The sequence below is a fragment of the Streptomyces soli genome (genome assembly GCF_003999195.1).
Classification (GTDB): Bacteria; Actinomycetota; Actinomycetes; order Streptomycetales; family Streptomycetaceae; genus Actinacidiphila; species Actinacidiphila soli.
Genome location: NZ_RJVR01000259.1, coordinates 91,125 through 114,080, shown reverse-complemented (window position 1 = coordinate 114,080; position 22,956 = coordinate 91,125). Strand labels below are relative to the sequence as shown.

The 22,956-nt window shown below is 68.8% G+C and carries 17 protein-coding genes; 4 read left to right on the top strand and 13 right to left on the bottom strand.

Annotated features, from left to right (window positions below; all coding sequences use genetic code 11):
* Window positions 1-8 precede the first annotated feature (8 nt).
* A complete protein-coding gene (locus EFK10_RS27530; protein ID WP_240677492.1) occupies window positions 9-536 on the top strand; it encodes a DUF2848 family protein in 528 nt (175 codons plus the stop codon).
* Window positions 537-539: 3 nt separating this feature from the next.
* Here the strand turns inward: EFK10_RS27530 and EFK10_RS27525 are convergent, their stop codons facing one another.
* Window positions 540-1,541, bottom strand: coding sequence for a helix-turn-helix domain-containing protein (locus EFK10_RS27525; RefSeq protein WP_127358356.1), 1,002 nt, complete (start codon window positions 1,539-1,541; stop codon window positions 540-542).
* 162 nt (window positions 1,542-1,703) lie between these two features.
* Here EFK10_RS27525 and EFK10_RS27520 point away from each other — a divergent pair, with 162 nt between their 5' ends.
* Window positions 1,704-5,903 carry a peptidase S8 gene (locus EFK10_RS27520; RefSeq protein WP_127358355.1) on the top strand — a complete coding sequence of 1,400 codons (4,200 nt, stop codon included), beginning with the start codon at window positions 1,704-1,706 and terminating at the stop codon, window positions 5,901-5,903.
* A gap of 103 nt (window positions 5,904-6,006) precedes the next feature.
* A complete protein-coding gene (locus EFK10_RS48865; protein ID WP_206305607.1) occupies window positions 6,007-6,291 on the top strand; it encodes a hypothetical protein in 285 nt (94 codons plus the stop codon).
* Between the two features lie 55 nt (window positions 6,292-6,346).
* On the opposite strand, the gene EFK10_RS27510 is transcribed toward EFK10_RS48865, so the two are convergent.
* The 7 genes from EFK10_RS27510 to EFK10_RS27480 form a co-directional block, all read right to left on the bottom strand.
* Window positions 6,347-7,051: an NPP1 family protein gene (locus EFK10_RS27510; RefSeq protein ID WP_407647157.1), complete on the bottom strand. Its 705-nt coding sequence runs from the start codon at window positions 7,049-7,051 to the stop codon at window positions 6,347-6,349.
* A 373-nt stretch (window positions 7,052-7,424) separates the two neighbouring features.
* On the bottom strand, window positions 7,425-8,933 hold the full coding sequence (locus tag EFK10_RS27505; protein ID WP_206305606.1) for a sensor histidine kinase: 1,509 nt from the start codon (window positions 8,931-8,933) through the stop codon (window positions 7,425-7,427).
* A gap of 5 nt (window positions 8,934-8,938) precedes the next feature.
* Entirely contained in the window at window positions 8,939-9,679 is a 741-nt protein-coding gene (locus tag EFK10_RS27500) for a response regulator transcription factor (protein ID WP_127358353.1), read from the bottom strand.
* A 61-nt stretch (window positions 9,680-9,740) separates the two neighbouring features.
* A complete protein-coding gene (locus EFK10_RS27495; protein ID WP_127358352.1) occupies window positions 9,741-10,433 on the bottom strand; it encodes a hypothetical protein in 693 nt (230 codons plus the stop codon).
* 58 nt (window positions 10,434-10,491) lie between these two features.
* Window positions 10,492-11,700 (bottom strand): ABC transporter permease, encoded by a 1,209-nt coding sequence (locus tag EFK10_RS27490; RefSeq protein WP_127358351.1) that lies wholly within the window; start codon window positions 11,698-11,700, stop codon window positions 10,492-10,494.
* Window positions 11,697-12,701 carry an ABC transporter ATP-binding protein gene (locus EFK10_RS27485; RefSeq protein WP_127358350.1) on the bottom strand — a complete coding sequence of 335 codons (1,005 nt, stop codon included), beginning with the start codon at window positions 12,699-12,701 and terminating at the stop codon, window positions 11,697-11,699. The genes EFK10_RS27490 and EFK10_RS27485 overlap by 4 nt, the downstream gene beginning before the upstream one ends.
* Window positions 12,698-13,960: an efflux RND transporter periplasmic adaptor subunit gene (locus EFK10_RS27480; protein WP_164836164.1), complete on the bottom strand. Its 1,263-nt coding sequence runs from the start codon at window positions 13,958-13,960 to the stop codon at window positions 12,698-12,700. Before EFK10_RS27480 ends, EFK10_RS27485 begins: the two co-directional genes overlap by 4 nt.
* 436 nt (window positions 13,961-14,396) lie before the next feature.
* Here EFK10_RS27480 and EFK10_RS27475 point away from each other — a divergent pair, with 436 nt between their 5' ends.
* Entirely contained in the window at window positions 14,397-14,771 is a 375-nt protein-coding gene (locus EFK10_RS27475; RefSeq protein WP_206305605.1) for a hypothetical protein, read from the top strand.
* Between the two features lie 416 nt (window positions 14,772-15,187).
* On the opposite strand, the gene EFK10_RS27470 is transcribed toward EFK10_RS27475, so the two are convergent.
* The 5 genes from EFK10_RS27470 to EFK10_RS27450 form a co-directional block, all read right to left on the bottom strand.
* Entirely contained in the window at window positions 15,188-16,102 is a 915-nt protein-coding gene (locus EFK10_RS27470; protein WP_127358348.1) for a carbohydrate ABC transporter permease, read from the bottom strand.
* Window positions 16,099-17,034 (bottom strand): carbohydrate ABC transporter permease, encoded by a 936-nt coding sequence (locus EFK10_RS27465; protein ID WP_127358347.1) that lies wholly within the window; start codon window positions 17,032-17,034, stop codon window positions 16,099-16,101. Before EFK10_RS27465 ends, EFK10_RS27470 begins: the two co-directional genes overlap by 4 nt.
* Window positions 17,031-18,422 carry an ABC transporter substrate-binding protein gene (locus tag EFK10_RS27460; protein ID WP_127358346.1) on the bottom strand — a complete coding sequence of 464 codons (1,392 nt, stop codon included), beginning with the start codon at window positions 18,420-18,422 and terminating at the stop codon, window positions 17,031-17,033. The genes EFK10_RS27465 and EFK10_RS27460 overlap by 4 nt, the downstream gene beginning before the upstream one ends.
* 86 nt (window positions 18,423-18,508) lie before the next feature.
* The gene (locus EFK10_RS27455; protein WP_127358345.1) at window positions 18,509-19,609 is read right to left on the bottom strand and encodes an enolase C-terminal domain-like protein; all 1,101 of its coding nucleotides are present in this window, start codon (window positions 19,607-19,609) and stop codon (window positions 18,509-18,511) included.
* Window positions 19,610-19,673: 64 nt separating this feature from the next.
* The gene (locus EFK10_RS27450; protein WP_127358344.1) at window positions 19,674-22,937 is read right to left on the bottom strand and encodes a discoidin domain-containing protein; all 3,264 of its coding nucleotides are present in this window, start codon (window positions 22,935-22,937) and stop codon (window positions 19,674-19,676) included.
* Window positions 22,938-22,956 lie beyond the last annotated feature (19 nt).

The following is a 22,956-nucleotide window of genomic DNA, read 5'->3' as shown; positions in this document are numbered from 1 at the left end:
AGGGGAGCATGCCGGACAGGTCGGCCGCCGTCGATGAGCAGGCGGTCCTCGACGAGCTGTACGGGCTGCGGCCGGACCGGTTCACCGCGGCCCGTACCCGGCATGCCACCCGGGCCCGACAGGCCGGCGACCGCGAACTCGGGGCCCGGCTCACCGCACTGCGCCGGCCGACGTTGGCCGCGTGGGCAAGCAACCAGCTGGTGCGGGCCCACCCCGAACAGGTGGCACCGATCCTCCGACTGGAACGCTACGCCGCCGAGCGGCTGATCGACCTCGGCACCGCCCCGGTGGCCGAACCAGCCGACATCCGCCAGCAGCAGCATGCCCTGCGCGGCGCCGAGCAGGTTAAGGAGTTCATCGCCAAGGAACGCGGAGAGTTCGTCCCCGGCACCCTACTGATCTCCGGCACGATCCCGATGGCCGAAGGCATCGACCAGTTCGCCGACCGCTGGCGGGTCGAGCTGGCCGACCCGACGTCCGGCGCGAGCATAGAGCTCGCCTACGACGTCGTCCCGCTCCCGGCTCCCATCGGCTGAGGATCACAGCCAGCCGCGACGGGCCGCTGTGAGGCTGGCCTGGAAGCGTGTTGAGGCGCCGAGCTCGCTCATCAGCCGGTGGATTCGCCGCTGGGTGGTCCGCTCGCTCCAGCCCTGGGAGCGGGCGATGGCCGCGTCGGTGAGGCCGGAGGCGAGCAGCGCCAACAGGGAGCGGGTGTCCGGATCCGGCTGTCCGGAGCCGGGGCCGGGCCCCTGGGTCTGGTTGCCGGCCGGAGGCGCTCCGGCGTCCGGCAGGGCGACGCCGCGCTCCCATTCGGCCTCGAACAGGGACTCCAGGGCGACGAGCATGGGGGACTGGTGGATGAGGTAGGCCGCCGACTGGCCACCGGCGGCGAGGCTGAAGGGGATGATGGCCGCCCGGCTGTCGCTGATCACCAGTTTCAGGGGCAGTCCGGGGCGTACCCGGGCTCTTTCCCCCGCTCTGATGCTGGGCGCGATGTCGTTGTGCATCCTGCCCGGCCAGGCCACCGCTTCCCGGTCGTAGATCACCCGGTGGATCACGCCGTGCCGTTGCCGCTGGATCTGCTGGTCGAGGTTGCTTCCCGGGCGGTCGACGTACGGCGGCCGGTCGAACGCGCGCAGTTCGCGCCGGGCGTCGGCCGTCAACCGGCCCACCGCCGAGCTGATGTCCTCGCGGTCGGTGAGCAGTTCCACGGCCATCTCGGGGTGCGCGATCCGGGCCGCCTCCCGGTAGGTCTCCATCAACCGGTGCACCTGGGAACGCGCTTCGTCGAGGCGGTGCTGCTGCTCGTCGATCAGAGCGGTCACCGCGACGTCGGGGGCGGTGGCGGAGAAGCGGGGCGGCCGTCCGGCGGTCCGGGTCGCCAGGCCGTCCCTGACCAGTACCGACAGTAGCCGCCCGGCGCCGGCCGGGGACAGTCCGCAAGCCTCGGCCAACTCGGAGGCAGTGCACCGCGGATGGCCCACCAGGGCGGCGTAGACGTGCTGTATTTCCTCCGTGAGTCCCAGCACGTTAAGTTCCATGACCCCTCCGCCCTGCGGGTGGCGACTCTCCGCCACCCGGCGAACATCGGTCACCATGATTGCCTTGCGTCACTTCCGTCTCGGTTGACATCTTCCACCAGTAGGAAGGCGGCGCCTCGCCTGCCCCTGCTCGTGGCAGTGCGTACCGACAGGCAGCCTGCCGTGTCCGACCGGAAAGGCCTGCTCATGCTCCATGCGCATTCCCGATACAGACGCCACGGCGCCGCAGCCCTCGCGCTGGCGGCCCTTGCCGCTGCCGTGGTCTCCGGCACCGCGTCCGCGGCTCCGTCGGCCGCCCCCGCTTCCCCCGCCCCTGCCGGCTCCGGGCAACCGCCCACCGTCAAGACGCCGTTGGACGGCAGTGTGAAGGGCGCCGCCAAGCCGCCCGCCCAGCGCCAGGGGGTGGTGCCGGGCCAGGTGCTGGTCACCCTGGACCCGAACACGTCGGTCACCGGGCCCGCGCTTTCCGGAAAGGCCCAGCACCAACTGGCCGCCCGCGCCCCGCAGACCAGTGACAAGGCGCTGGACTCCAAGCTGCGCGCAGTGGGCGCCACCTCCCTGCACCCGCTGTTCCCCTCGCTGTCCACGGCCGCCACCGGCTCGCTGACCGAGGCGGCACGCGGCCAACTGGGCGCCGCCGCGCCCGACCTGTCACGTACCTACGTGGTCAAGGTGAAGCAGCAGGACTCCACGGCCGTCGCCGACACCCTCCAGGGCGCCTCCGGAGTCGCCTCCGCCGAGCCGGACCGCTACGTCAACACCATGAGCGCCGGAGCGCAGTCGCTGCCCGCCTCCGCCGTACGGTCCGCGGCCGCGCCCGCCGACGGGACGCCATCCGCCGGGACCAGCGCCGCCGACCTGCCCTCGAACTACGCCCTGTCCTCCTCCGCCCAGGCGTTCCTCAACGCCGGGGGAGTCGACGCGGTAGGCGCCTTCTCCACCCTTCAGAGCGGCTACGGCCAGCAGCCCGGCACCGGCGAGACCATCACCAACGTGTCCATCGGCGACCTCACCGACCAGTCGATGGCGGACGCCGGGGACGACTACGTCAAGGGCAACGGCCCGACCACGGTGCTGAAGGACGGCAAGCGTTACCTCGACCTGCCGTCGATGCCGCTGATCCCCACCTACGTGGCCGGCACCGACGGCACCCTCGACCCGTCCGGCTCCACCGAGAACCAGGACCCCTCGCTCGGCGAAGTGCTCCTCGACTTCGGTGTGATGTCCCCGCTCCCGCACGACCAGCAGCGCGACGGCGCCACCGGCAGCGGTTACACCGACCTGCTCGGCATAGCCCCGGGGGCCGACTACCGGCTGGTCGTCCCCCAGGAGCCGACGATCGAGCAGATTGCCGGCGCGCTGCTGGCCGCCGCCCACCAGTCGCCGCGCCCCGACGTCATCACCGCGAGCCTCGGCTTCGGCACCGACTCGGAAGGGTTCCCGGGCCGCTATCTGGAGGACGACCCCTTCGTCCGGTCCGTGATCGCCTCGATCGTCCAGAAGGACGGCATCGTGGTGTCGGTCTCCTCCAACGACGGCACCCGGCTCTACACCCCCGCCGCGGTCGGCCCCGACGGCGGCAGCACCCCCACCGACACGGCCGCGAACTCCGCCTCCGCCACCACCATCGACGACGACGCGCAGACCACCACCCCGTCCAAGGTGCCCGACAGTGGCGCCATCGCGGCGGGCGGCACCACCTTGGACGACACGCTCGCCGTACCGGCGAACGCCGGCAACTCGCAGGCCGGCACCGGCACCTTCGCGGAGACCCGGATCAGCGGCTTCGGCTCCTTCTCCTCCGGATTCGGCAGCCGGGTGGACCTGTCCGCCCCCAGCGACAACATCATCACCTTCGAGCACAAGGGAGGCGGCAGCGCGCAGGCCGTCACTCCGGTCTTCAACGGCGGCACGTCGGCGTCCGCGCCCGAGATAGCCGCGGCCGCCGCGGTCGTACTCCAGGCGGGCCGGCTCGCCGGGCACGACCTGAGCCCCAAGCAGGTCCGGGACCTGCTGGAGCAGACCGGCCGCGCGGTCCCGACGCCGCCGCAGATCGACCGGACGCTGCACGTCGGACCGCAGATCGACGTGACCGCCGCCACCGAGAAGGCGCTGGGCGGCAAGCTGAAGAGCGACGGCCCCTCGGTCGTACGGCTCTCCGTCGCCCACCGGGTCACCGTGGGCGGGCTCGGCGGCACCTTCCTGGAGACCACCGACCCCAACCGTATCGACCTCGGTGACATGGCCTCCGGCGGCAACGGCGAGGGCCTGGTCGGCCCGGTGACCTTCGCCGCCGACGTCACCGGACTGCCGCAGGGCGCGAAGCCCCGGTACACGCTCACCGTCGCCGCCGGGCACCCGGTCACCTTCTCCTCCGACACCCCGGCGATCCGGGTGACGCCCAGTCAACTGCTGTCCGCCGCAGGGCTTCCGGTGGCCTCCAGCACCGACCGCGACATCGACCTCACCTTCCAGGTGCTGATCGGCGGCACGGCACAGGCCACCGTGCACCGCACCCTGACCATCGGCCCGAGCGACGGCCGTTACGTCGAGTCCACCGCGCCGCTGGCCCCCGCCACCGCCGAGGCCGGGAAGTCGGTCACCGTCTCCTACGACCTCACCGGCGTCAGCACCGCCCGCGCCCCCGAGTTGGTCGTGTCCACCGTCGGCCACTGGAACCCGGTCCTCGGCCCGATCTTCTCCGCCGCCTGGCACCAGACCCTGACCGAGACCACCGGCACCGTCACCATCCCCGCGGACGCCTTCAAGGGCGGCGGAGGCCTCTACGGCATCGGCATCGCCCTGTCCGGCTTCGGCGGCAACCCCAGCCTCATCAAGTACGGCGAGTTCGCCCCGATTCGCATCGCCGGAGGCACCGCAGCCACCCGGCCGGACGCACCGACCATCGCCGGGTCCACCTCCGGGACCGCTTACGCGCACACCGCCGAGGTCACCCGCACCGCTCCCGACTTCCGTCTGCGCTACGACGTAGGGGATGTCCCCGGCGCGAAGTCCGCGATCGTCGAGTTCTCCGCCCCGGCCCCGACGCTCTTCGGCTCGCTGAACACCTTCAGCAACGCCAACGGCTCGGCGCTGGACAACGACGGAGTGGACACCCCCTCCACCGCGAGCAAGACCCTGTCCGCCACCTCCGGCACCGCCCGTCTCGACGCCCTGTCCCTGGGCCTGACCACCTCCGCGACCTACAGCGTGCGGGTGCTCGCCCTCGACAGCCACCAGCACGTCATCGGCCAGGCATCACCCGTCTCCAACCTGTCCGTCGACGACGGCCTCGCCCCCGACGGCAGTACGGTGCTGAGCTTCTCCGCGGCGGGCAAGGACTCCGTCGCCGCCCTGCGCACCACCGCCGGCGGCACCGAGGTACGGCACTACTCCACCGAGACCGGTGCCTACGGCGCCGTGCTGACCTCGGACTCCGGCAGTGGTTCGGACTACCAGGTGATCGGCGTCGTCCCGGACGCGCACCGGGTACTGCTCGGCCACGTGAGCCAGGCCGGCGGTGACGTCCAGTTGGAGACGTGGAACACCGCGACCGACACCCTGGTCGGCAGCTCGACACTGCGGGCCGCGGACTACTGGGTGGTCGCCGGACGGGTCGACGCCAAGCGCGACCGGGCCGCCGTACTGCTGCGCGCCAAGGTGGGCAACGCCGACTCGGTGCTCCCCGTCGATCTTGCCACCGGCACCACCGGCGACCCGATCCTCGCCGACAACAACGGCAAAACCCCGGCCGGGACCTACAGCCTGCTGGACATCGACCAGTCCACCGGCGAGGTGTTCCTGGGCAAGATCGCCACCTCGATCATCTGCCTCGGCGGTGTCGCCCCGGCCCAGGTGGACCTCGACACCAGGACCGTGACCACGGCCGGGTCGGTCTCCGCCTGCGAACACGGCCTCGCCTCGGACGGGGCGGGCACCCTCTACACCGTGTCCGCCACCGCGATCAGCACCAAGATCGCGCCGACCGCCGCTCTCACGCCGTACGACGAGGCCACCCAGACCACGGGTGACGGGTTCGCACTGCGCAAGGGCACGCCCGCATCGCTCGCCGTGGACGGCGTCCACCACGTCGCCCTGGTGTCGTTCGCGGCCCCGGAGGGCACCGTGTACTTCGGCTCCCAGCAGGGCGTCGTATCCGACAACAACGCGACCAGCCAGATAGAGCTCGTCGACCTCACCACAGGACAGGTCGTCCGCACCCTGAACGCCTTCATCGTCACAGGCCGGGGCGGCATCCTCCTGCACGGCGTGCAGGACCCGTCGATCCAGCTCGACCCGGCCACCCGCACGGCCTGGACGTACGGTCCTGGCGGCACGCAGATCCAGCAGTTCTCCTACTGATCTCCTGGGACGGGGAGCGGCCCGGGCCGCTCCCCGTCCCGCGTTTTGCCCAGGATTTGAATCGTGGAAGACGCTCGTCCCGCTGCTGACCGTCGTCGTCCTGATGTCGCTGACCTTCCGCACCTCGAACTTCACCGCCGGTGGGGGCTTCGCACCGTACGGAACACATGGAGTGTTCGCCGCGCTGCCGGCGGGTGTGGTCTTCGCGCTGCAGGGTTTCGAGCAGGCGATCACCCTGGGAAACTGGTGGGTCCTGCTGGTGGTCATCGCCTTCAGCCTCGCCGTGTACTACGTCGCCGTTCAGCTGGCACTCACCACCGACGAGGTGGAGGCGGCGGTCGGGGACGAGGAGAGCACCGAGTTCCCGGAGGCTTTCCCCGCGGCATGACGACGGCGGCCGACCCCGCTGCTTACGGGGTCGGCCGCCGACTTCGGCGCTTATGTCACGCGTTGGGGTTGAACGGGATTCCGGAAGGCATCGAGTTGGAGAGGGTGGAGTTGAAGGAGCCGTCCGTGATTTTGATCGTGGCATCGCCGAAATTGGCGCTCATGAGCTTGTCGCGATAACCGGCCGGGTAGCCCTCCCAGCCGACGAGGCGCGGGAAGAACCAGTTGCCGGTGGCGTTCTCCGCCGGTTCGTCGTTGGTGTTGGCGAAGCGGAAGTCGTGGGTCGAGGCGCCGTCCTTGTGGTAGACGATCTTCGGGTGGGTCCCGTCGAAGCGCACCCCCGAGGCGGCGGAAATCGCGTAGCTGGTGTGCTGCGACACCGACACGTACTGGACCTGGTTGTTGTTGATCCACACCACGACGTGCTCCCAGTCGTGGCGGTGCCCGATGGCCGCGGGCCCCAGCGTGGCCTGGTCCTTCTCGAAGTAGCTGGCGTACACGACCGCGCACCAGCCGTTGTTGCACTTCTCGCGCGAGTACGTGTTGGCGTTGCTGAGCTGGGCCATGTCGTGGCAGCGGCCGTTCACGTCCCCGCCCAGCGCCAGGCCGGGGTTGATGGTGCCGTCGGCGCCGATGGCAGCGGTGGTGTAGCAGCCGTCGCCGTCGTAGTCGTAGGCGGGGGAGAAGGTCTGCTCGAGCCCGTCGGCGTTCTGCGGCAGGAGCGTGAGGACGTCGGCGTTCGCACTGGTCGGGAGGGCCATGACCAGGACCACGGCACCGAGCGCACTCGCGAGCGCGGACCGGCGGAGCTTCCGCGAACGCTTCGGGCCGGACGCCGTTTCCCCGATGTTCTTCTTCGATGACAGCATGCTGCGCAAACCAACTCCTCAACAATAAACGTGGGGGGGCAAGGATCCGCGCCTGGATTCCTCGCGTCGAGATCCTTGGTCTTTTGCGATGGAATTCCATCCGTGTGATGCGGCATCAAATTAGCCTGGGGCAGCGGCGGATGCAAGGAAAATCTCACATTCAGGCATTCCCTCAAAACGGCATTCCGGATATTCCGTAAGATCTAGCAAAATGGAGAGCCGGGGGAATTGAACGTTGGCGCAAACTTACCTGAACGTACTGGCTTCATTCGGCCGATGGGATGCGTACGCGGAAGGTCGCGCCTTTTCCTGGGGTGCTGGTCACGTCGACGTGGCCGTTGTGTGCGGTCACAAGCGCGGTGACGATGGCGAGGCCGAGGCCGGCGCCGCCGCCCTCGCGGCGGGTGCGGGAGGCATCCACGCGGTAGAAGCGTTCGAAGACCCGGGTGGCCTGTTCGGGTTGGAGGCCCGGGCCCTGGTCGGCGACTTCGATGAGGCCGTGGCCGTTGTCGGAGCCGACGCCGATACGTATGGAGGTGCCGGGCGGGGTGTGGGCTACGGCGTTGCCGACCAGGTTGGCGACGACCTGGCGCAGGCGGGCCTCGTCGCCGAGGACGAGGGCGGGGGCCGACGGGCTGTCGCCGCCGGGTCCGGTGAGGGAGACCGGGCGGGTGGCGTCCAGGGCCGTGGTGTCGTGCAGGGCGTCGACGGCGAGAGTGCGCAGATCCATCGGGGCGAGCTGCAGGGGACGGCTTTCGTCGGCGCGGGCCAGGGTGAGCAGATCCTCGACCAGGCCGCCCATCCGTACCGCCTCGTTCTCGATGCGAGCCATCGTGCGCTTGACGTCGGCCTGGTTGGGCAGCCCACCCATCCGGTACAACTCCGCGAAGCCGCGGATGCCGGCGAGCGGAGTGCGCAGTTCGTGGCTGGCGTCGGCGATGAAGCGCCGCATGCGGGCCTCGGATTCGGCGCGGGCGGCAAAGGCGGACTCGATCCGTTCGAGCATGATGTTGAGCGCGGTGGACAGCCTTCCGGCTTCGGTACGTGTTGAGGCGTGCGGCATCCGGTGCGACAGCGGGCGCCCGGCGGCGATCTCGGTGGCGGTGGCCTCGATACGGTGCAGCGGCCGCAGTCCGGCCCGTACCGAGAACCACCCGGCCAGGCCCAGCAGCGCCGCCACGACCGCCCCGATCAGCTCGAACTCCGCGCTCAGGCTGGCGGTCGTGGAGGTCACGTCGTGGAGGGAGACCGCCACCACGACCCTGGCGGGGAGGTGCCGGGCGGTGGCCTCGGGGACGGCGAGGATCAGCACCCGCCACTCACTGTCGCCGTGGTCGCTGGGGACGTCAAAGGGGATGCCGGTGCGGGCGCGCACCTGGGCGGCATCCATGACCGGCCACTGCGGACGGGGGTCACTGGGGGAGACCGGGACGCTCAACTGCTGGGAGATCTTGCCGTCGGCGCCGACGAAGGAGACCACGTACTGGCTGGGCAGCCAGGGGCTGCCGATGCCCTTCTCCTGCGCGTCCGACGGAGACGGGCGACGACCGTCGGTCGCGATCCGGCGCGTCAACGGGCCGCCGAACCTTTTGAGCTGCTGGTCGACGCGCTGAACGAGATCGCCCCGGACCAGGCTGAGCACCACGGTGTCGCTCACGCCGAGGCCGACCGCGACCAGCACGACGGACATCAGGACGAGCCGGGAGCGCATGGACCGCAGGGAGAGTGTCGGCGGCCGCCAGGCACGCGTCCAACGGGCCAACCGGGAACGCATCGCCGTCATCCGTGCGGGCGGCGCAGCACGTACCCGACGCCGCGCACGGTGTGGATGAGTTTGGCGGCGCCGCGCTCACCGGAGTCGACCTTGCGGCGCAGATAGGAGATGTACGACTCGACGATACTGAGGTCGCCGCCGAAGTCGTACGCCCAGACATGGTCGACGATCTGCGGTTTGGACAGCACCCGGCCGGCGTTGACCATGAGGTATTCGAGCAGTTTGAACTCGGTGGGGGACAGCGGGACCTGGCGGCCGGAGCGCAGCACCTGATGGCCGACGGGATCGAGCTCGAGGTCGTCGACCATCAGGGTGCCGTTGTTGTCCGGACCGCCGGTGCGGCGCAGGACGGCCCGGATGCGGGCGATCAGCTCTTCAAGGCTGAAGGGTTTGGTGACGTAGTCGTCCCCTCCGGCGGTCAGGCCGCTGACCTTGTCGTCGATGCCGTCCTTGGCGGTAAGGAACAGGACGGGCAGATGCTCGCGGGTGCCGGCGCCTGTCCGACTGTAGGCGGCGAAGTCCTCACGCAGCCGCTTCACCACGGTGAAACCGTCCATGTCCGGCAGCATCACGTCCAAAACCACCAGGTCAGGGGGTTCTGCGGCGACCGCTGCCAGTGCCTCGGCACCGGTCGCCGCAGAGACCACCTCGAACCCGACGAAGCGCAGGGATGCCGCCAGCAGCTCCCTGATGTTGGGTTCGTCCTCGACAACCAGCAGGCTGGCCTCGGGCGCGTCTGTGTTCATCTGGCCTCTGGTGTGTTCGAAAGTGCTGATGAACGCTACCTCTCACCGCATATGTGCGGCATCAACCCCCGGAGCTGGCGCTTGGCTGCCCGCCTCTGCCGCCGAACCCTCCGGGGGTGCTGCCGCCCTCTGTCACCGTAGTCGCGGTGATGTCGCCGGAGGAGCTCTGGCTGCCGCGCACGGTGACGGTCTGGCCGGGCTTCAGGTCGGAGACCTTGCCGTTCTTGGCCACGCTGACCTGGGTGGACTTGCCGGTATTCACCTTGATGATGTTGCCCTGGGCGTCGGTGACGTAGATCGTGCTGCCGTCGACCACCTTGACGGTGCCGGCCGTCATTCCGCTTCCGGCGCCGGCGGCATTGCCGCCACCGGGCGCCTGTCCGCCTGCCCCGCCTGCCCCGGGGCCACCGGCGCCACCGAAGCGCGCGCCGCCCGCCGCGGCACCGCCGCCCGGCGCGGAGGAGCCGGACGACTGGCCCTTCTCCACCAGCACGCCGCCGGTGAAGGCCAGCACCGCGACGACCCCGCTGGTCAGCAGCAGAGTGGGCCACGGCAGCTTGCGACGGGGCGGGGCGTTCAGCTCGGCGCTGATGTCCCGCATGTCCGGAGGATCGGCGAGCACGTCCTCGGGCTGTTCCTCGGGCTGGTAAACGTTTTCGGATTGGTCACCAAAATCGGGCGCGTCCGGCAGCGCCGGGGTGGCGTCGGGTTCGCGGTCGGCAGCAGCCTTCACAAGATGGCGGTGTCGGGCCATGTCCGGGTACTCCTGTCCATACGGTGGATCGTCGTCGCGGGGCGCTGGTGGTGCCGGGTCACTCGTGTCGTAGCGCCTCGATAGGTCGCAGGCTCGCGGCCCGGTTCGCCGGGTAGCTGCCGAAGAACAGGCCGATGGCCACGGCGATTCCGAGAGCGCCGTAGACGGACGCGGGGATGATCACTGGTTTGATGCCGGCGATGCTGAACCGGGATCCGAGCAGCCCGATGGCGACCCCCAGGCCGCCACCGATCAGCGACAGCAGTGTGGACTCGGTCAGGAACTGCCCGAGGATGACGCCCTTGGGCGCGCCGATCGCCTTGCGGATACCGATCTCCCGGGTCCGCTCGGTCACGGTCACCAGCATGATGTTGGTGATGCCGATCCCGCCGACCAGCAGGGAGATGGCGGCCACCGCGCCGAGCAGGACGGTGAAGGTGGAGGTGGTGGCAGCCTGGGTGGTCAGCAGCGAGGTCTGGCTGCTGACCCGGAAGTCCAGCGCGTTCGCGTTGGTGATGCCGTGCTTCCCCATCAGGACGGTGGTGATCTCGCTCTGCGCCGGGGTGGTCGCGTCGGCTGACACGGCTTCCACGAGGATCTGGTTGAGGGAGCCGAAACCGCTGAACGCGTTCTGCACCGTGGGCAGAGGTGCGATCACCACGTCGTCCGGATCCTGGAATCCGCTGCCGCCCTTGGTGGCCAGTTCACCCACGATGGTGAACGGTGTGCCGCCGAGCACCATGGTCTTGCCGATCGGATCCGTGGTGCCGAACACGTCGGTGGCCGTGGTGGAGCCGATGACTGCGACCTTGCGGGAGTTGAGGACGTCGTCGTTACTGAAGTAGTCGCCCTTGACGACCTTGCTGTTCGACCCCTCGAAGTAGGCGGGGTAGGTGCCGACGACCTGGCTGACGGTGTGCGAGGTGCCGTTGTAGATCGCGGTCTGGGAAGTGGAGACCTCGGGGGAGACGGACTTGATGTCCGGTGCCTGCTTGGGGTCGGCCAGGGCTTTGGCATCGTCCAGGGTGAGCGGCTTGATCGTGATCGCGGTGCTTGAGGTGCCGTTGCTGCCGGAGGAGATCGTCAGCGCGTTGGTGCCCAGCTTCTCGATGGAGGCCTTCACCGCCTGCGAGGAGCCGTTGCCGACCGCCAGCAACAGAATGACCGCGGCCACGCCGATGAGGACACCGAGCATGGTCAGCGCGGAGCGCACCTTGTTGGCCGCCAGGCCCGCAATCGCGAACCGCAGGGTCTCGAAAGGATTCACCGCTGCTCACTCCCGAGCGTCGTATCCAGCAGGGCGGTCTGTGGCACGGCCGGCTGGGCGGCAGGCTGGGCGAACTGCTGAGTCGTGTACTGCTCAGTGATCTGCATCGCGTCCGCGTGCGCGTGGGCGAAGCCGTCCGGGTCCCGCAGGGCGGGCGGCAGGCCGTCCACCGGGGCCTGCCGTACGTCGTTGACGACCTTGCCGTCCACCAGCCGGATCACGCGCTTGGCGTGCCGGGCCACCTCGTCCTCGTGGGTGATCAGCACCACGGTGCGTCCCGTGGCGTTGAGCCGGTCGATGATGCCCAGCACCTCGTCGGTGCTGCGACTGTCGAGATTTCCGGTCGGCTCGTCGGCCAGCAGCATGGCCGGCGAGGTGACCAGGGCGCGGGCGACCGCTACACGTTGCTGCTGGCCGCCGGAGAGCTCGTTGGGCCGGTGATCGAGCCGGTCGGCGAGCCCCACCACGCTGAGCGCGGCCACCGCCCGGCGGCGGCGTTCCGCCGATTTCACCCCGGCGTAGGCCAGCGGCAGCTCGACCTGGGCGAGTGCGGTCGTACGCGGCACCAGGTTGAACGACTGGAAGATGAAACCGATCTTGCGGTTACGCACCAGTGACAACTGGCTCTCGTCCAGGCCGCCCACATCGATACCGTCCAGCAGATACCGGCCGGAGGTCGGCACGTCCAGACAGCCCACAATGTTCATCAGCGTGGACTTGCCGGACCCGGAACTGCCCATGATGGCGACCAGGTCGCCTTGCATCACGGTCAGGTCGACCCCGGCCCGGTCGCCGGTGACCGGGTCCACGGGGCCGGACAGTGCGTGCACAGCCCCTTCGCCCTCACCGTAACTCTTCACCAGCGACCGCACCTCGATGACCGGTGCCGGACCCCACGGGCCCGGCTCGGCCAGGCCCACCTCGACAGGTCCCTCTTCGAGAGGTCCCACCTCGGCCGGCCCGGTCTCCGTCGTACGCCGTCGGCGTAGCAGCGGGCTCATCCTCGGGCTCCGCCGCCGCCGCCGACGCCACCGGCACCGCCACGGCCGCCGGCACCGCCGCCGCCGGGGAAGCCGCCGCCGGGGAAGCCGTTGGTGCCCGTGGAAGCGACGCTCTTGATCTGCACCTGCTCGCCCTGGGTCAGGCCGCTGGTGATCTCGTCATTGGTGTCACCCTGAAGTCCCACGGTGACGTTGACGACCTGGGTGCTGCCGTCCTGCTTCACCACGGTGACGGTACGGTTGCTGCCCGTACCGCTGACAGCGGCGGCCGAGACGTACAACGCGTTGGACACCTCACCGGTGACCACTTGGATGCTGGCGCTCATCCCGGTCCGCAGGCCGCTGGTCGAACCGTCGACGGCAAGGGTGGCCGCGTACTGCACGGCGCTGCTGCTGCCCGACCCGCCCGACCCGCTGCTGCTGGTGCTGGTGGCCGGCAGCGAACTGACCGAGAGCACCTTGGCGTTGAGGGTCTTGTTCGATTGGGCGTTCAAGGTCACCGTGGCGGCCTGTCCCGCCTTCAGCTTCAGCGCGTCCGACTCGGAGAAGTCAGCCGTCACCTGCATCCCCTTGGGGTTGGTGATGACGATGAAGCCGCTCGGGGACGAGGAGGTGGACGTGGAGGAGGAAGTCGAGGACGACGAGCCGCTGGAGCCCGAGCCGCTCGTACCGGAGACGGTCTGGCCGACCGCGGCGGCCACCGACGCCACCGTGCCGCTGACCGGGGCCTTCAGCGTCGTACCGTCCACCGCTGCCTGTGCCGTGTCCACCCCGTCCTGGGCCTGCGCCACCTGGGCCTGCGCCTGGGCGACCGCGGACGCGTCGACCGACGCGCTGGGTGACGGATCGGTCTGGGTGGCGGCGGGCGTCTGGCCGGCTTCAGCCTTGGTCAGGCTGGCCTGGGCGGCGGTCAGGGACGCCTCCGCCTCGGTGAGGGTCTGGTCGGCCGTGGTCTTGTCGACCTTCGCCAGTACCTGACCCTTGGTGACCTTGTCACCAGGGCTGACCTCCACCTTCGTCAGGGTGCCGCCGGTGACGAAGTCGGCTGCGGCGTCATTGGGGGAGATCAGTGATCCCGAGCCGGAGACCGTTGCCAGGACGCTGCCCTTGGCGACCGTAACCGTACGTGAACCGGTGGGGGCCTTGGCGGTGCTGTCACTGTTGACGGCCGCGTAGGCACCCGTGGCGGCTGCCACGAGCACCACGCCGAGCACCGAGTTCATCAAGACGGCCTTGCGCCGTCGTGGAAGGACTCTCATGGCAGCGAGAGTGGCCGCCCGGCTTGTCCAACTCCTGGCAGCTTTCCTGGGGTTTCCTGGGGGCCGCCGCCCACCGTGGTCGGCCGTCACCCTGGATGAATGCCTCATAAGGGTGCGAAACGTTACATGTGATGCCGGCGTGATGGATCCGCGTTCCCAGCAAACTCCCGGGTTTCTTCCAGCCCTCTGCCAAGCGGCTGGGGTTGAGTATGGCGGTGGTGGTACGCCACCTGTCTACTACCCCCTGAGGAGACCGGTCATGTTCCGCAGTCGTCACCGTGCCGCATTTTCGGCCGCGATCATTGCCACAGGGGGGTTGACGCTCTTCGGCTGTTCGTCCTCTCCTTCCTCCAGTACGTCGACCAACGCCGCGCCGGCCGCCTCCGGTGGGTCGCAACAGGCGGACGCCTACCGACAGTGCCTCACGCAGAACGGGGTGAAACTCCCGAGCGGCCGCCCCAGTGGTCAGCCCGGTGGCCGCCCGAGCGGTCAGCCCGGTGGCGGTGGCGGTGGCTTCGGCGGGGGCCAGTCGGCCAATCCGGCGTTCCAGAAGGCGGCGCAGGCGTGTGCGAGCCTGCGTCCGCAGGGTGGCATGGGCGGCGGCGCGAACGCGTCGGCCATCGCCGCGTTCACCAGCTGCATGAAAGACCACGGAGTCGTGCTGCCCTCCGCGTCCCCCGGTTCCCAGGGTGGTGCGATGCGCGGGCTGAACACCGCCGACGCCAAAACCGCCAAGGCGTACACGACCTGCCGGGCTCTGCTCCCCCAGCGCTCCTCGGGCCAGCCCGCGCCGACCGCGAGCGCGTCGTGACAAATCTTCGGCGAATTCAATAAGAGAGGCCCGTTAGGGCCTGTCCGGCCGATCTCTGTGGGAGAAGGAGCCGGGTCTGGCGCCTGCGATCACAAGGCGCCGAGATGCCCTAGTAGCTCCGCTACTAGGGCATCTCGGCAACGCCACGAGCGCTGGTGCCTGGGGGCACTCTCCCCCAGACTCCGTCCGGGGGCACCCCCACCAGCCTTCGGCCGGTGGGGGTGCCCCCGGCGAAGCCAGGGGGAGGACCCCTACCCAGCCGCCAGGCTGGGGGAGGCACGTGACGCCGCGGATATCGACCGGACAAGGCCCTAGTAGTGCTTGGTCAGGTAGGCCTGACCAAGCACTACTAGGGCCTGTCGCAACAAGGAGGGGTTCGCCGGTAGCCGGCGAACCCCTCCTTGTTGCGTGGCCGCTCACTCCTTGGTCGCCCCGGCGAGCATGCCGGAGACGAGCGTGCGCTGCGAGAAGAGGAACAGCACCAGCACGGGAAGGATGGCGACGATGATCGCCAGCGCGAGTTCCGGGATGGTGATGTTGAGTCCCGCACCCGCCACGGGGTTGAACGACGGCGTGGAGGTGAGCAGCTGGTTCAGTCCCACCTGGACGGGGAACTGGTCGCTGTTGGGCAGCACCAGGTAGGGCAGGAAGAAGTTGTTCCAGTTGCCGACGAAGCTGAAGAACGCGACCAGTCCCACGACGGGCTTCGCCAGCGGCAGGGCGATACGGGTGAAGATCTGCCACTGCGAGGCGCCGTCGATGCGGGCGGCCTGGAGAATCTCCTTGGGCAGACTGGTGGCGAAGTAGATGTACACGAGGTACACGCCGAACGGGTAGAACGAGAACGGCAGGATGACCGACCACACCGTGCCGATCAGGTGGAACTGGTTGAGTTCCAGGAAGACCGGCAGGACCAGCGTGGCCGAGGGCATGATCATGGTGACCAGTGTGATCGCGAGCAGCGCCTTGCGTCCGCGGAACTTCGTCAGCGCCAGCCCGTAACCCGCCGGAACGCTGGTGAGCAGGGTGAGTATCAGGGAGCCGCCGGAGTAGACCGCGGAGTTGCGCAGCCATCCCAGCAGCGCGTCGTTCTGGAACGAGAAAAGGTGTTTCCAGGCTGCGGCGATCTGGCCGAAGGAGCCGAACGACAGCGGCGAGTCGTGGACCATCTGGTCGGCGGTCTTCGACGGCGCGAGCAGCAGCCAGACGACCGGCAGGATGAAGAAGACCAGCAGCACCGCGAGCAGTACGCAGATGATGAGGAGCGAGATGACCCGCGAGGGCGCGCCGCGCCGGGCCGTCGCGGATGAGGCGATTGCGGTGTTTGTCATTTCTCATCCAACGTGAACAGGTTCGAGCGGGTCACCAGCAGACCTGCGCAGATGAGGCCGAGGGCCAGCAGGAAGACCGAGATCGCGGCGGCGCCGTTGAAATCGCCCTGCTGGAAGGCGAAGACGTACGCCAACTGGTTGGGTGACCACGTCGGGCTGACTCGGCCCAGGCTTGCCGTCTGGAGCAGTTGCGGCTCGACGAACAGCTGGGTGCCGGCGGCGAAGGCGAGGATCGTCATATAGGCGATCCACTGCCTGATCATCGGGATCTGGATGTGCCAGGCGGTCTTCCAGGGCCCGGCCCCGTCCATCTTGGCCGCTTCGAGGACCTCGTCCGGGATGTTGTTCAGTGCCCCGTACATCACCACCATCCAGCCGCCGGCCCCGGTCCAGAAGGCGATCAGAACGAAGATCACCGGGAGGTTACCCGGCGCCAGCACCGCGGCGAAGCTGTGGAAGCCCAGTGAGTTCAGCAGCCAGGAGGCCGGGCTGACGTCCGGGTCGAGCATGAACAGCCACACCAGGACGCTGGCCACCCCGGCGAGCGCGCCGGGGATGTAGTAGAGGAAGCGGAAGAGCGCTGAGAGCCCCGGCCGCATACGGCTGCGCAGCACCACCGCCACCAGGACGGTGAGCACGACCAGGAGGACGAGCCACATCACCAGGTAGACCAGGATGTTGGTGAAAGCGGGGACGAACCGGTAGTCCTGGATGACCTTGACGAACTGGTTGAGGCCGGTGAACTGGCCCTGGTCGTTGGTCAGCGCCAGGTAGAACGAATAGCCCGTGGGGAAGACGCCGAAGGCGAGCAGCAGGATTGTGTATCCGGCGACGAAGAGATAGCCGGCCGCCCCGCCCCCCCCGCCCCGCCGCGGCGTAAGGCCGCGGCGGGAGGGGGAGACGGTTGTGTGCCGGGTGTCCAGCACTGTCATTTAGTGGTCACCGCGTATCCGTTGGCCTTGGCCTCGTCGGCGATGGCGCTCTGCCAGGCCGGCAGCGTCGCCGTCAGTGACTTGCCGGAGGTCAGTGCGGGCAGCACCACGCTGGACCAGGCGGTCGCGTCACTGAACTTGGTGTTCGACCAGCCGGTCCACACCTCGTTGGCGGCCTGCTGGAAGACGCCGCTGACATCGGTGGCGAAGTAGCTGCTGTTGGTCGGGTTGGCCAGCCACGCCTTGGCCGCCGGCACGTACGCCGGGTAGGTCGGCGCCTTCGACTGGTTGGCGGTCGACGTGGTCAGCCAGGTGGTCAGGTCGGTGGCCGCCTTGAGGTTGGCGCTGTGCGACGAGACCATCCAGACACCGCCGCCGACGTTGCCGGTGGCGGCGGTGCTCTCACCGGACCAGGTCAGCGGGGCGGCAGCGGTGATCTGCTTGGCAGGTGTCTTGAAGGCCGTGTTGAACAGGTACTGGCCGTACCAGGACGGGCCGTTGGCCATCAGGACCTTGCTGCCGCTGTTCTTGGCGAAGCCCTGGCTGAAGAATCCCTGGGTGCTGACGGCCTTGGCCGATATGAGGGAGTCGAGCAGCTTGGACATCCGCGTGCAGTTCGGGTCCTGCAGGTTGGTGCGGAGCGTGGTGGGATTGGTCAGCTGGAAGGCCGGGCACTGGCTGGACCAGAAGTACGACTCCTGCGAGTTGGTGTCGCCGACCGAGCCGACGAGGTAGCCGGGGTGCTCCTTGGCGACCTTCAAGCCGAGTGCCTGGTACTGCTCCCACGTGGTGGGGACCTGGTAGTGCCACTTTTCCATGAGGGACTTGTTGTACCAGAGCACCACCTGCGCGATGTCATTGCGCACGCAGTAGGTGTGGCCGTTGAACTGGCAGGGGGCGAGCGATCCCTTGGCGAAGTTGTCCAGGGTCGCCTGCGGGACCAGGTTCTGGTCCAGCGGGGCGGCGAACGGGATCGCGTTCGGCTTGGTCGGCTGCGACGCCCAGGTGACGTCGGTGGGCGAGCCGAAGACGACGTCCGGCCAGCCCTTGCCGGTGCGGTCGAAGAGCTGCACCTTCGTCTGGAGGTACGTCGATCCGTCGGCGCTGCCGTCGTAGGTGACGACGTTCAGCTTCGCGCCGGGGTTCGCCTTTTGGTACGCCTGCACCTGCGGCAGCCGGGTGGAGTCGGTCCAGACAGTGATCTGCGACGCGTTGTCCTGCTTGACCGGCTTGAAGGCGGTCCCGCCGCCCGAGCTGGTCGAGCTGGGGGACGAGGTGGCGCTGGCGCAGCCGGCGAGGGCGGTGACGGCGCAGAGGGAGAGGACCGCGGCGGCGTTCCGCGCCGTTCTGCGGCCGGTACCGCTCTTCAGGAATCCGGGAGACCTCATGGTTGGGCCTTTCTTTTTCTTACGTGCGGGTGTGGCGGGGTTAGGTGCCGATGGTGTTGCGGGAAGCGGCGGGCCGGCGGTTGCCGTCAGCCGTTGGCTCCCTCGACGAACCGCTGGAGTTCCTTGCCGTACTCGAAATTGAGGGGCAGGGCGATTCCCGGTTCGGTGGGGGCGTGCACGAGGCCCTGGTCGTCCACGTGCCGCTCGCGGCGGACCGTGGTCGCGGTCACCAGGGACTCGTAGTAGGTGGTGTTGGAGATCGCCATGCAGAGGTGGTGGTTGGGGATGTCGGAGCCGTGCACCTCGGCGCGGAGCCGGTAGGCGTCGGCGAGGTGGGCGGTACGCATGGCTCCGGTGATTCCACCGCGCAGGTTGGTGCTTACCCGTACGCCGAAGGTCGCGGCGCCCGCCTTGATGAAGTCGGCGGAGTTCATATGGGCGCCGTCCGAGGTCTCGGCGACCAGGAGGGGGATGGGCACGGATTCTGCGAGCTTCTGGTAGGCGCTGATGCTGAACTCGCGCATCGGCTCCTCGTACCAGAGGTAGTCCGCCTCGGCCAGCGCCCGGCCCAGGTAGATGGCGTCCGGCAGGTCGAAGCCCGCCGAGCCGTCGTACATCAGTGGCACGTCGGGGCCGACGTGCTTGCGCAGGGCGAGGCAGAGTGCTGCGTCCTTGCGGGCGTCGCCCCAGGCGTGGAGCTTGATGCCTTGGTAGCCGAGGGCGAGGCACTGGTCCGCGACGTCGAGGAACTCCTCGGTCGTCGCGAAGGTCGAGGTGGAGGCGTAGGCCGGTATGGCCCTGCGGAATCCGCCGAGGACCTGCCAGACGGGCTGACCATTCACCCGTCCGGCGAGGTCCCACAGGGCGGTGTCGATGAGACCGAACGTAGGGAGCGGGAGCTCCTGGATGCGGTCGAGTTCCCATATCCGGTGCCAGAGCCATTCGCGCTGGAACGGGTCCTGTCCGATCAGCTCTTCGCGGAAGACCCGTTCCACCAGGTCCTCGAGCATGGCCGCCGCTCCCGGCCGGGCGAACAGCGCCACGCCTTCGGCACCCTCGTCGGTGCCGATCCGCAGGACCGCGCCGTGGCCCGCCGGAGCGCTGCCGCCCAGCCCGTCCCGCCAGCTGAACGGAGGATCGGCTGCCGGAACATCGATCCGGTGGACTTCCACATGAGTGATCTTCATGCTGACTTTCTGTTTCTGTTGATCGGACAGGCCGTTCGGCCGTGCGGGTGTCCGGGCGTGCGGGTCAGAAGTCGCCGTACGCCTGGAGTTCGTAGATGCTGCCGCCGTTGTAGTTCGACCCGGTGATGGTGAGCCGCACGAAGCGGGCGGACACCGGCGAGGGGGCGATGGAGTAGCTCGCCGACGAGGTGGTGTCGGTGGCGGTGTGGTCGTCGAGGGTGGACCAGTTCACACCGTCGCTGGAGTACTCCAGGAGGTACTTGTAGCCGCTCGACTTCTCGAAGGTGGTGACCACGCTGGAGAGCGAGGAGACCTTGCCCAGGTCCACCTGGATCCAGGACGGGTCCGGCAGGCCGAGGCCCTGGGCCCAGCGGGTGGACAGATCGCCGTCCACCGCGAGACCGGGGGTGTTGGGGTCGGAGTAGGAGGAGACGGTGACCGGCTTGTTCAGTGCGAGGTCGTTGTCGGCGGGGACGGTGTAGGTCGCGGCCGGGCTCGGGTCGGACTTGTTGAGCGCCGCGTCCAGGGCCACGACCGTGAAGCTGTACGCGGTCTGCGCCTTCAGGCCGGTGACCCGCGTGGTGGTCTTGTCGGTGTTGGCGATCCGCGTGCCGTCCTGGTAGACGTCGTAGCTGGTGACGCCGACGTTGTCGGTGGCGGCCGGCCAGCTGACGTCGGCCACGCCGGGCAGCAGCGGGGTGACGGTCGGCTTGCCGGGGGCGGCGGGGGCCTGGGTGTCGGTGTTCGGGGCCGCGGGCGTGCCGTAGGCCTCGAGTTCGTAGATGCTGCCGCCGTTGTAGTTCGAGCCGGTGATGGTGAGCCGCAGGTAGCGGCCGGTGACCGGCTTGGCGGCCGAGGAGTAGTTGGTGGCTTCGGTGGTGGCCGAGCCGGTGTGGTCGTCCAGCGTCGTCCAGTAGTTCGCGTCCCGCGAGATCTCGAGCCGGTACTTGTAACCACCTGCCTTCTCGAAGGTGGTGATGGCTCCGGTCACGTCGTACTGCGCGCCGAGATCGACCTGGATCCAGGACGGGTCGGGCAGGCCGAGGCCCTGGGCCCAGCGGGTGGACAGATCGCCGTCGACCGCGAGCCCGGGGGTGTTGGGGTCGGAGTAGGAGGAGACGGTGACCGGCTTGTTCAGGGCGAGGTCGCCGCCGGACGGCATGGTCACCGAGACCGCCGGGCCGGGCGCGGACTCGTTGCCGGCCGCGTCGCGTGCGGTCACCGTGAAGCTGTACGTCGAGCCTGCCTTCAGGCCGGGGATACGTACCTTCGGGCCGGTGGAGGCGCTGACCAGCTTGCCGTCCTGGTAGACCGTGTATCCGGTGACGCCGGTGTCGTCGGTGGCCGCCGGCCAGCTGAGGTCGGCGACGGTCGGGAAGTTTGCGGCCGCGTCGGGCTTGCCGGGTGCGGTGGGCGCCGTCTTGTCGCTGCTCACCGGGTCGGGGTCGAGGTGCTGGTACTGCGGCTGGAGGCCGGCGTTGTCGACGATCGAGGCGGGCAGCTGGTTGCAGCCGTCCACGGTGGTGTTGTTGGTGATCGTGTCGCCGGTGCTGTTGAACTGTGTGGAGAACTTGGGCTGGGAGGTGAAGTTGTAGTCGACCGTGTTGTCCATGCCGTGGTTCATCAGGAGCCACTGGTAGGACACGTCGCAGAAGGCGTTGTCGGTGAGGTGCCAGTACCGGCTGCCCTCGTCCTGGTAGATGGCGCCATAGGCCCGGTCGGGGATGGTCTTGATGTAGTTGCCGGACACGACGCCGCCGGGGTTGGTGCTCAGCGTGTAGATGGCTCCGCCGTCGGCCTGGAGCTTCATGATGTCGCTGATCTCGTTGTCGCTGACCACGTTGTTCTGGCTGGTGGTCGGCGTGTCGTAGACCGGTACGCCCGAGTTGCCGGGGTAGTTGGTGTCGCCGCCCTTGTCGGTGAGACCCCAGCCCCAGCCGACGGAGATGCCGCTGTAGGGGAGGTCGTAGACCTTGTTGTGGGTGATGACGGTGTGGTCCGTGTAACCGGCCATGATGCCCAGTGAGCCGGTGTACTGGTCAGCCACGTTGGTGACAACGTTGTTGCTGACGGTGTTGTCCTTGGTGATCGACCGGGGATCGCTGGGGTGGTGGTCGATGACGTCGGTGCCGCCGACCTGGATGCCGGTCGCGGCTATCTCCTTGAAGACGTTGCCGGTGATCTGGGTGCCCTGGGTGCCGGTGTTGAGGTTCAGCCCGACCGCGCCGAGGTGGGTGAAGGTGTTGTCCAGGAAGGACACCGCGTGGCCGTAACTCACGTTGACCGCGCCGGGCGTCTTGACCCAGTTCAGCCGGGTGGAGTCGAAGTCCGGGTTGTTGGAGCCGACGATGCGGAAGCCCGCCTGGCCCTCGATCAGGCCGTCGGAGGAGCTGGGCGCGAGCCAGGTCGAGTAGGAGAAGGTGATGCCCTGGAACGAGACGTTGCTCACCGGGGCGGAGATGGTGCCGTTGAGGTCGACCAGGTCCTGAACGCGCGGCACGGTCACCGTGGCGGTCGCGAGGTCCTGGCCGGCCTTGGGCATGTAGTAGAGGTCGCCGGCGCTCTTGTCGAGGTACCACTCGCCGGGGGTGTCCAGCAGCTCGCGGGCGTTCTCCAGCCAGGTCGGGTTCTGGATCTCCTGGCCCTGGTGCAGGTTGGCGTTGTGGAAGCACGGCTGCTGCACCGTCATGGTGGTGCCGACGATGGACTGGACCGGGCAACGCATCAGCATCCAGCCCCAGCGGCTGACGACCTCCATGTCCGACTGGTTCTTGTAGTTGTCCAGGCTGGTGTCGGTGATCGTGTAGCCGGTCGAGGTCTTGGTGAACCCGGAGGGGTCCTTCGCACCGCGGGCGCGCGTCTCCAGCTCGCCGTTGACGTACAGCTGGCGGGTGTCGATGTTCCCGACGTGCGCCTTGTAGACGTTGTGCGCGGAATCGGCCAGGGTCCATCCGGTGACGGACGTGCCCCCGCTGAAGACCGGGTGGGCGCCGGGCGCGGCCTGGTAGACGATGCGGTGGCCGTTGGTGCCGGAGTCCGCGCTGGTCAGTGTGAGGGTGTCGGTGAGCGTGTACGTACCGCTCAGCAGCTCGACATGGATGTCCCGCTGCATGTTGCGGTTAATGGTGCGGACAAAGTCCCTGGCCTTCGTCAGCGTCTTGAACGGGTGCGAGGCGGTGCCTGCCCCGGTGTCCTTGCCCTGGGTGGGTGAGACGTAGACGTTCACGGCCGGCGGCGCCGAGGAGGCGGAATTTGCCGAGGCCACACCGATGGGTGCCATCGCCGTTGCGGCGAGGGCCAATACGGCTATGAGGGCGGATCTCCGCATACGGGGGCGGAGTAGGGAA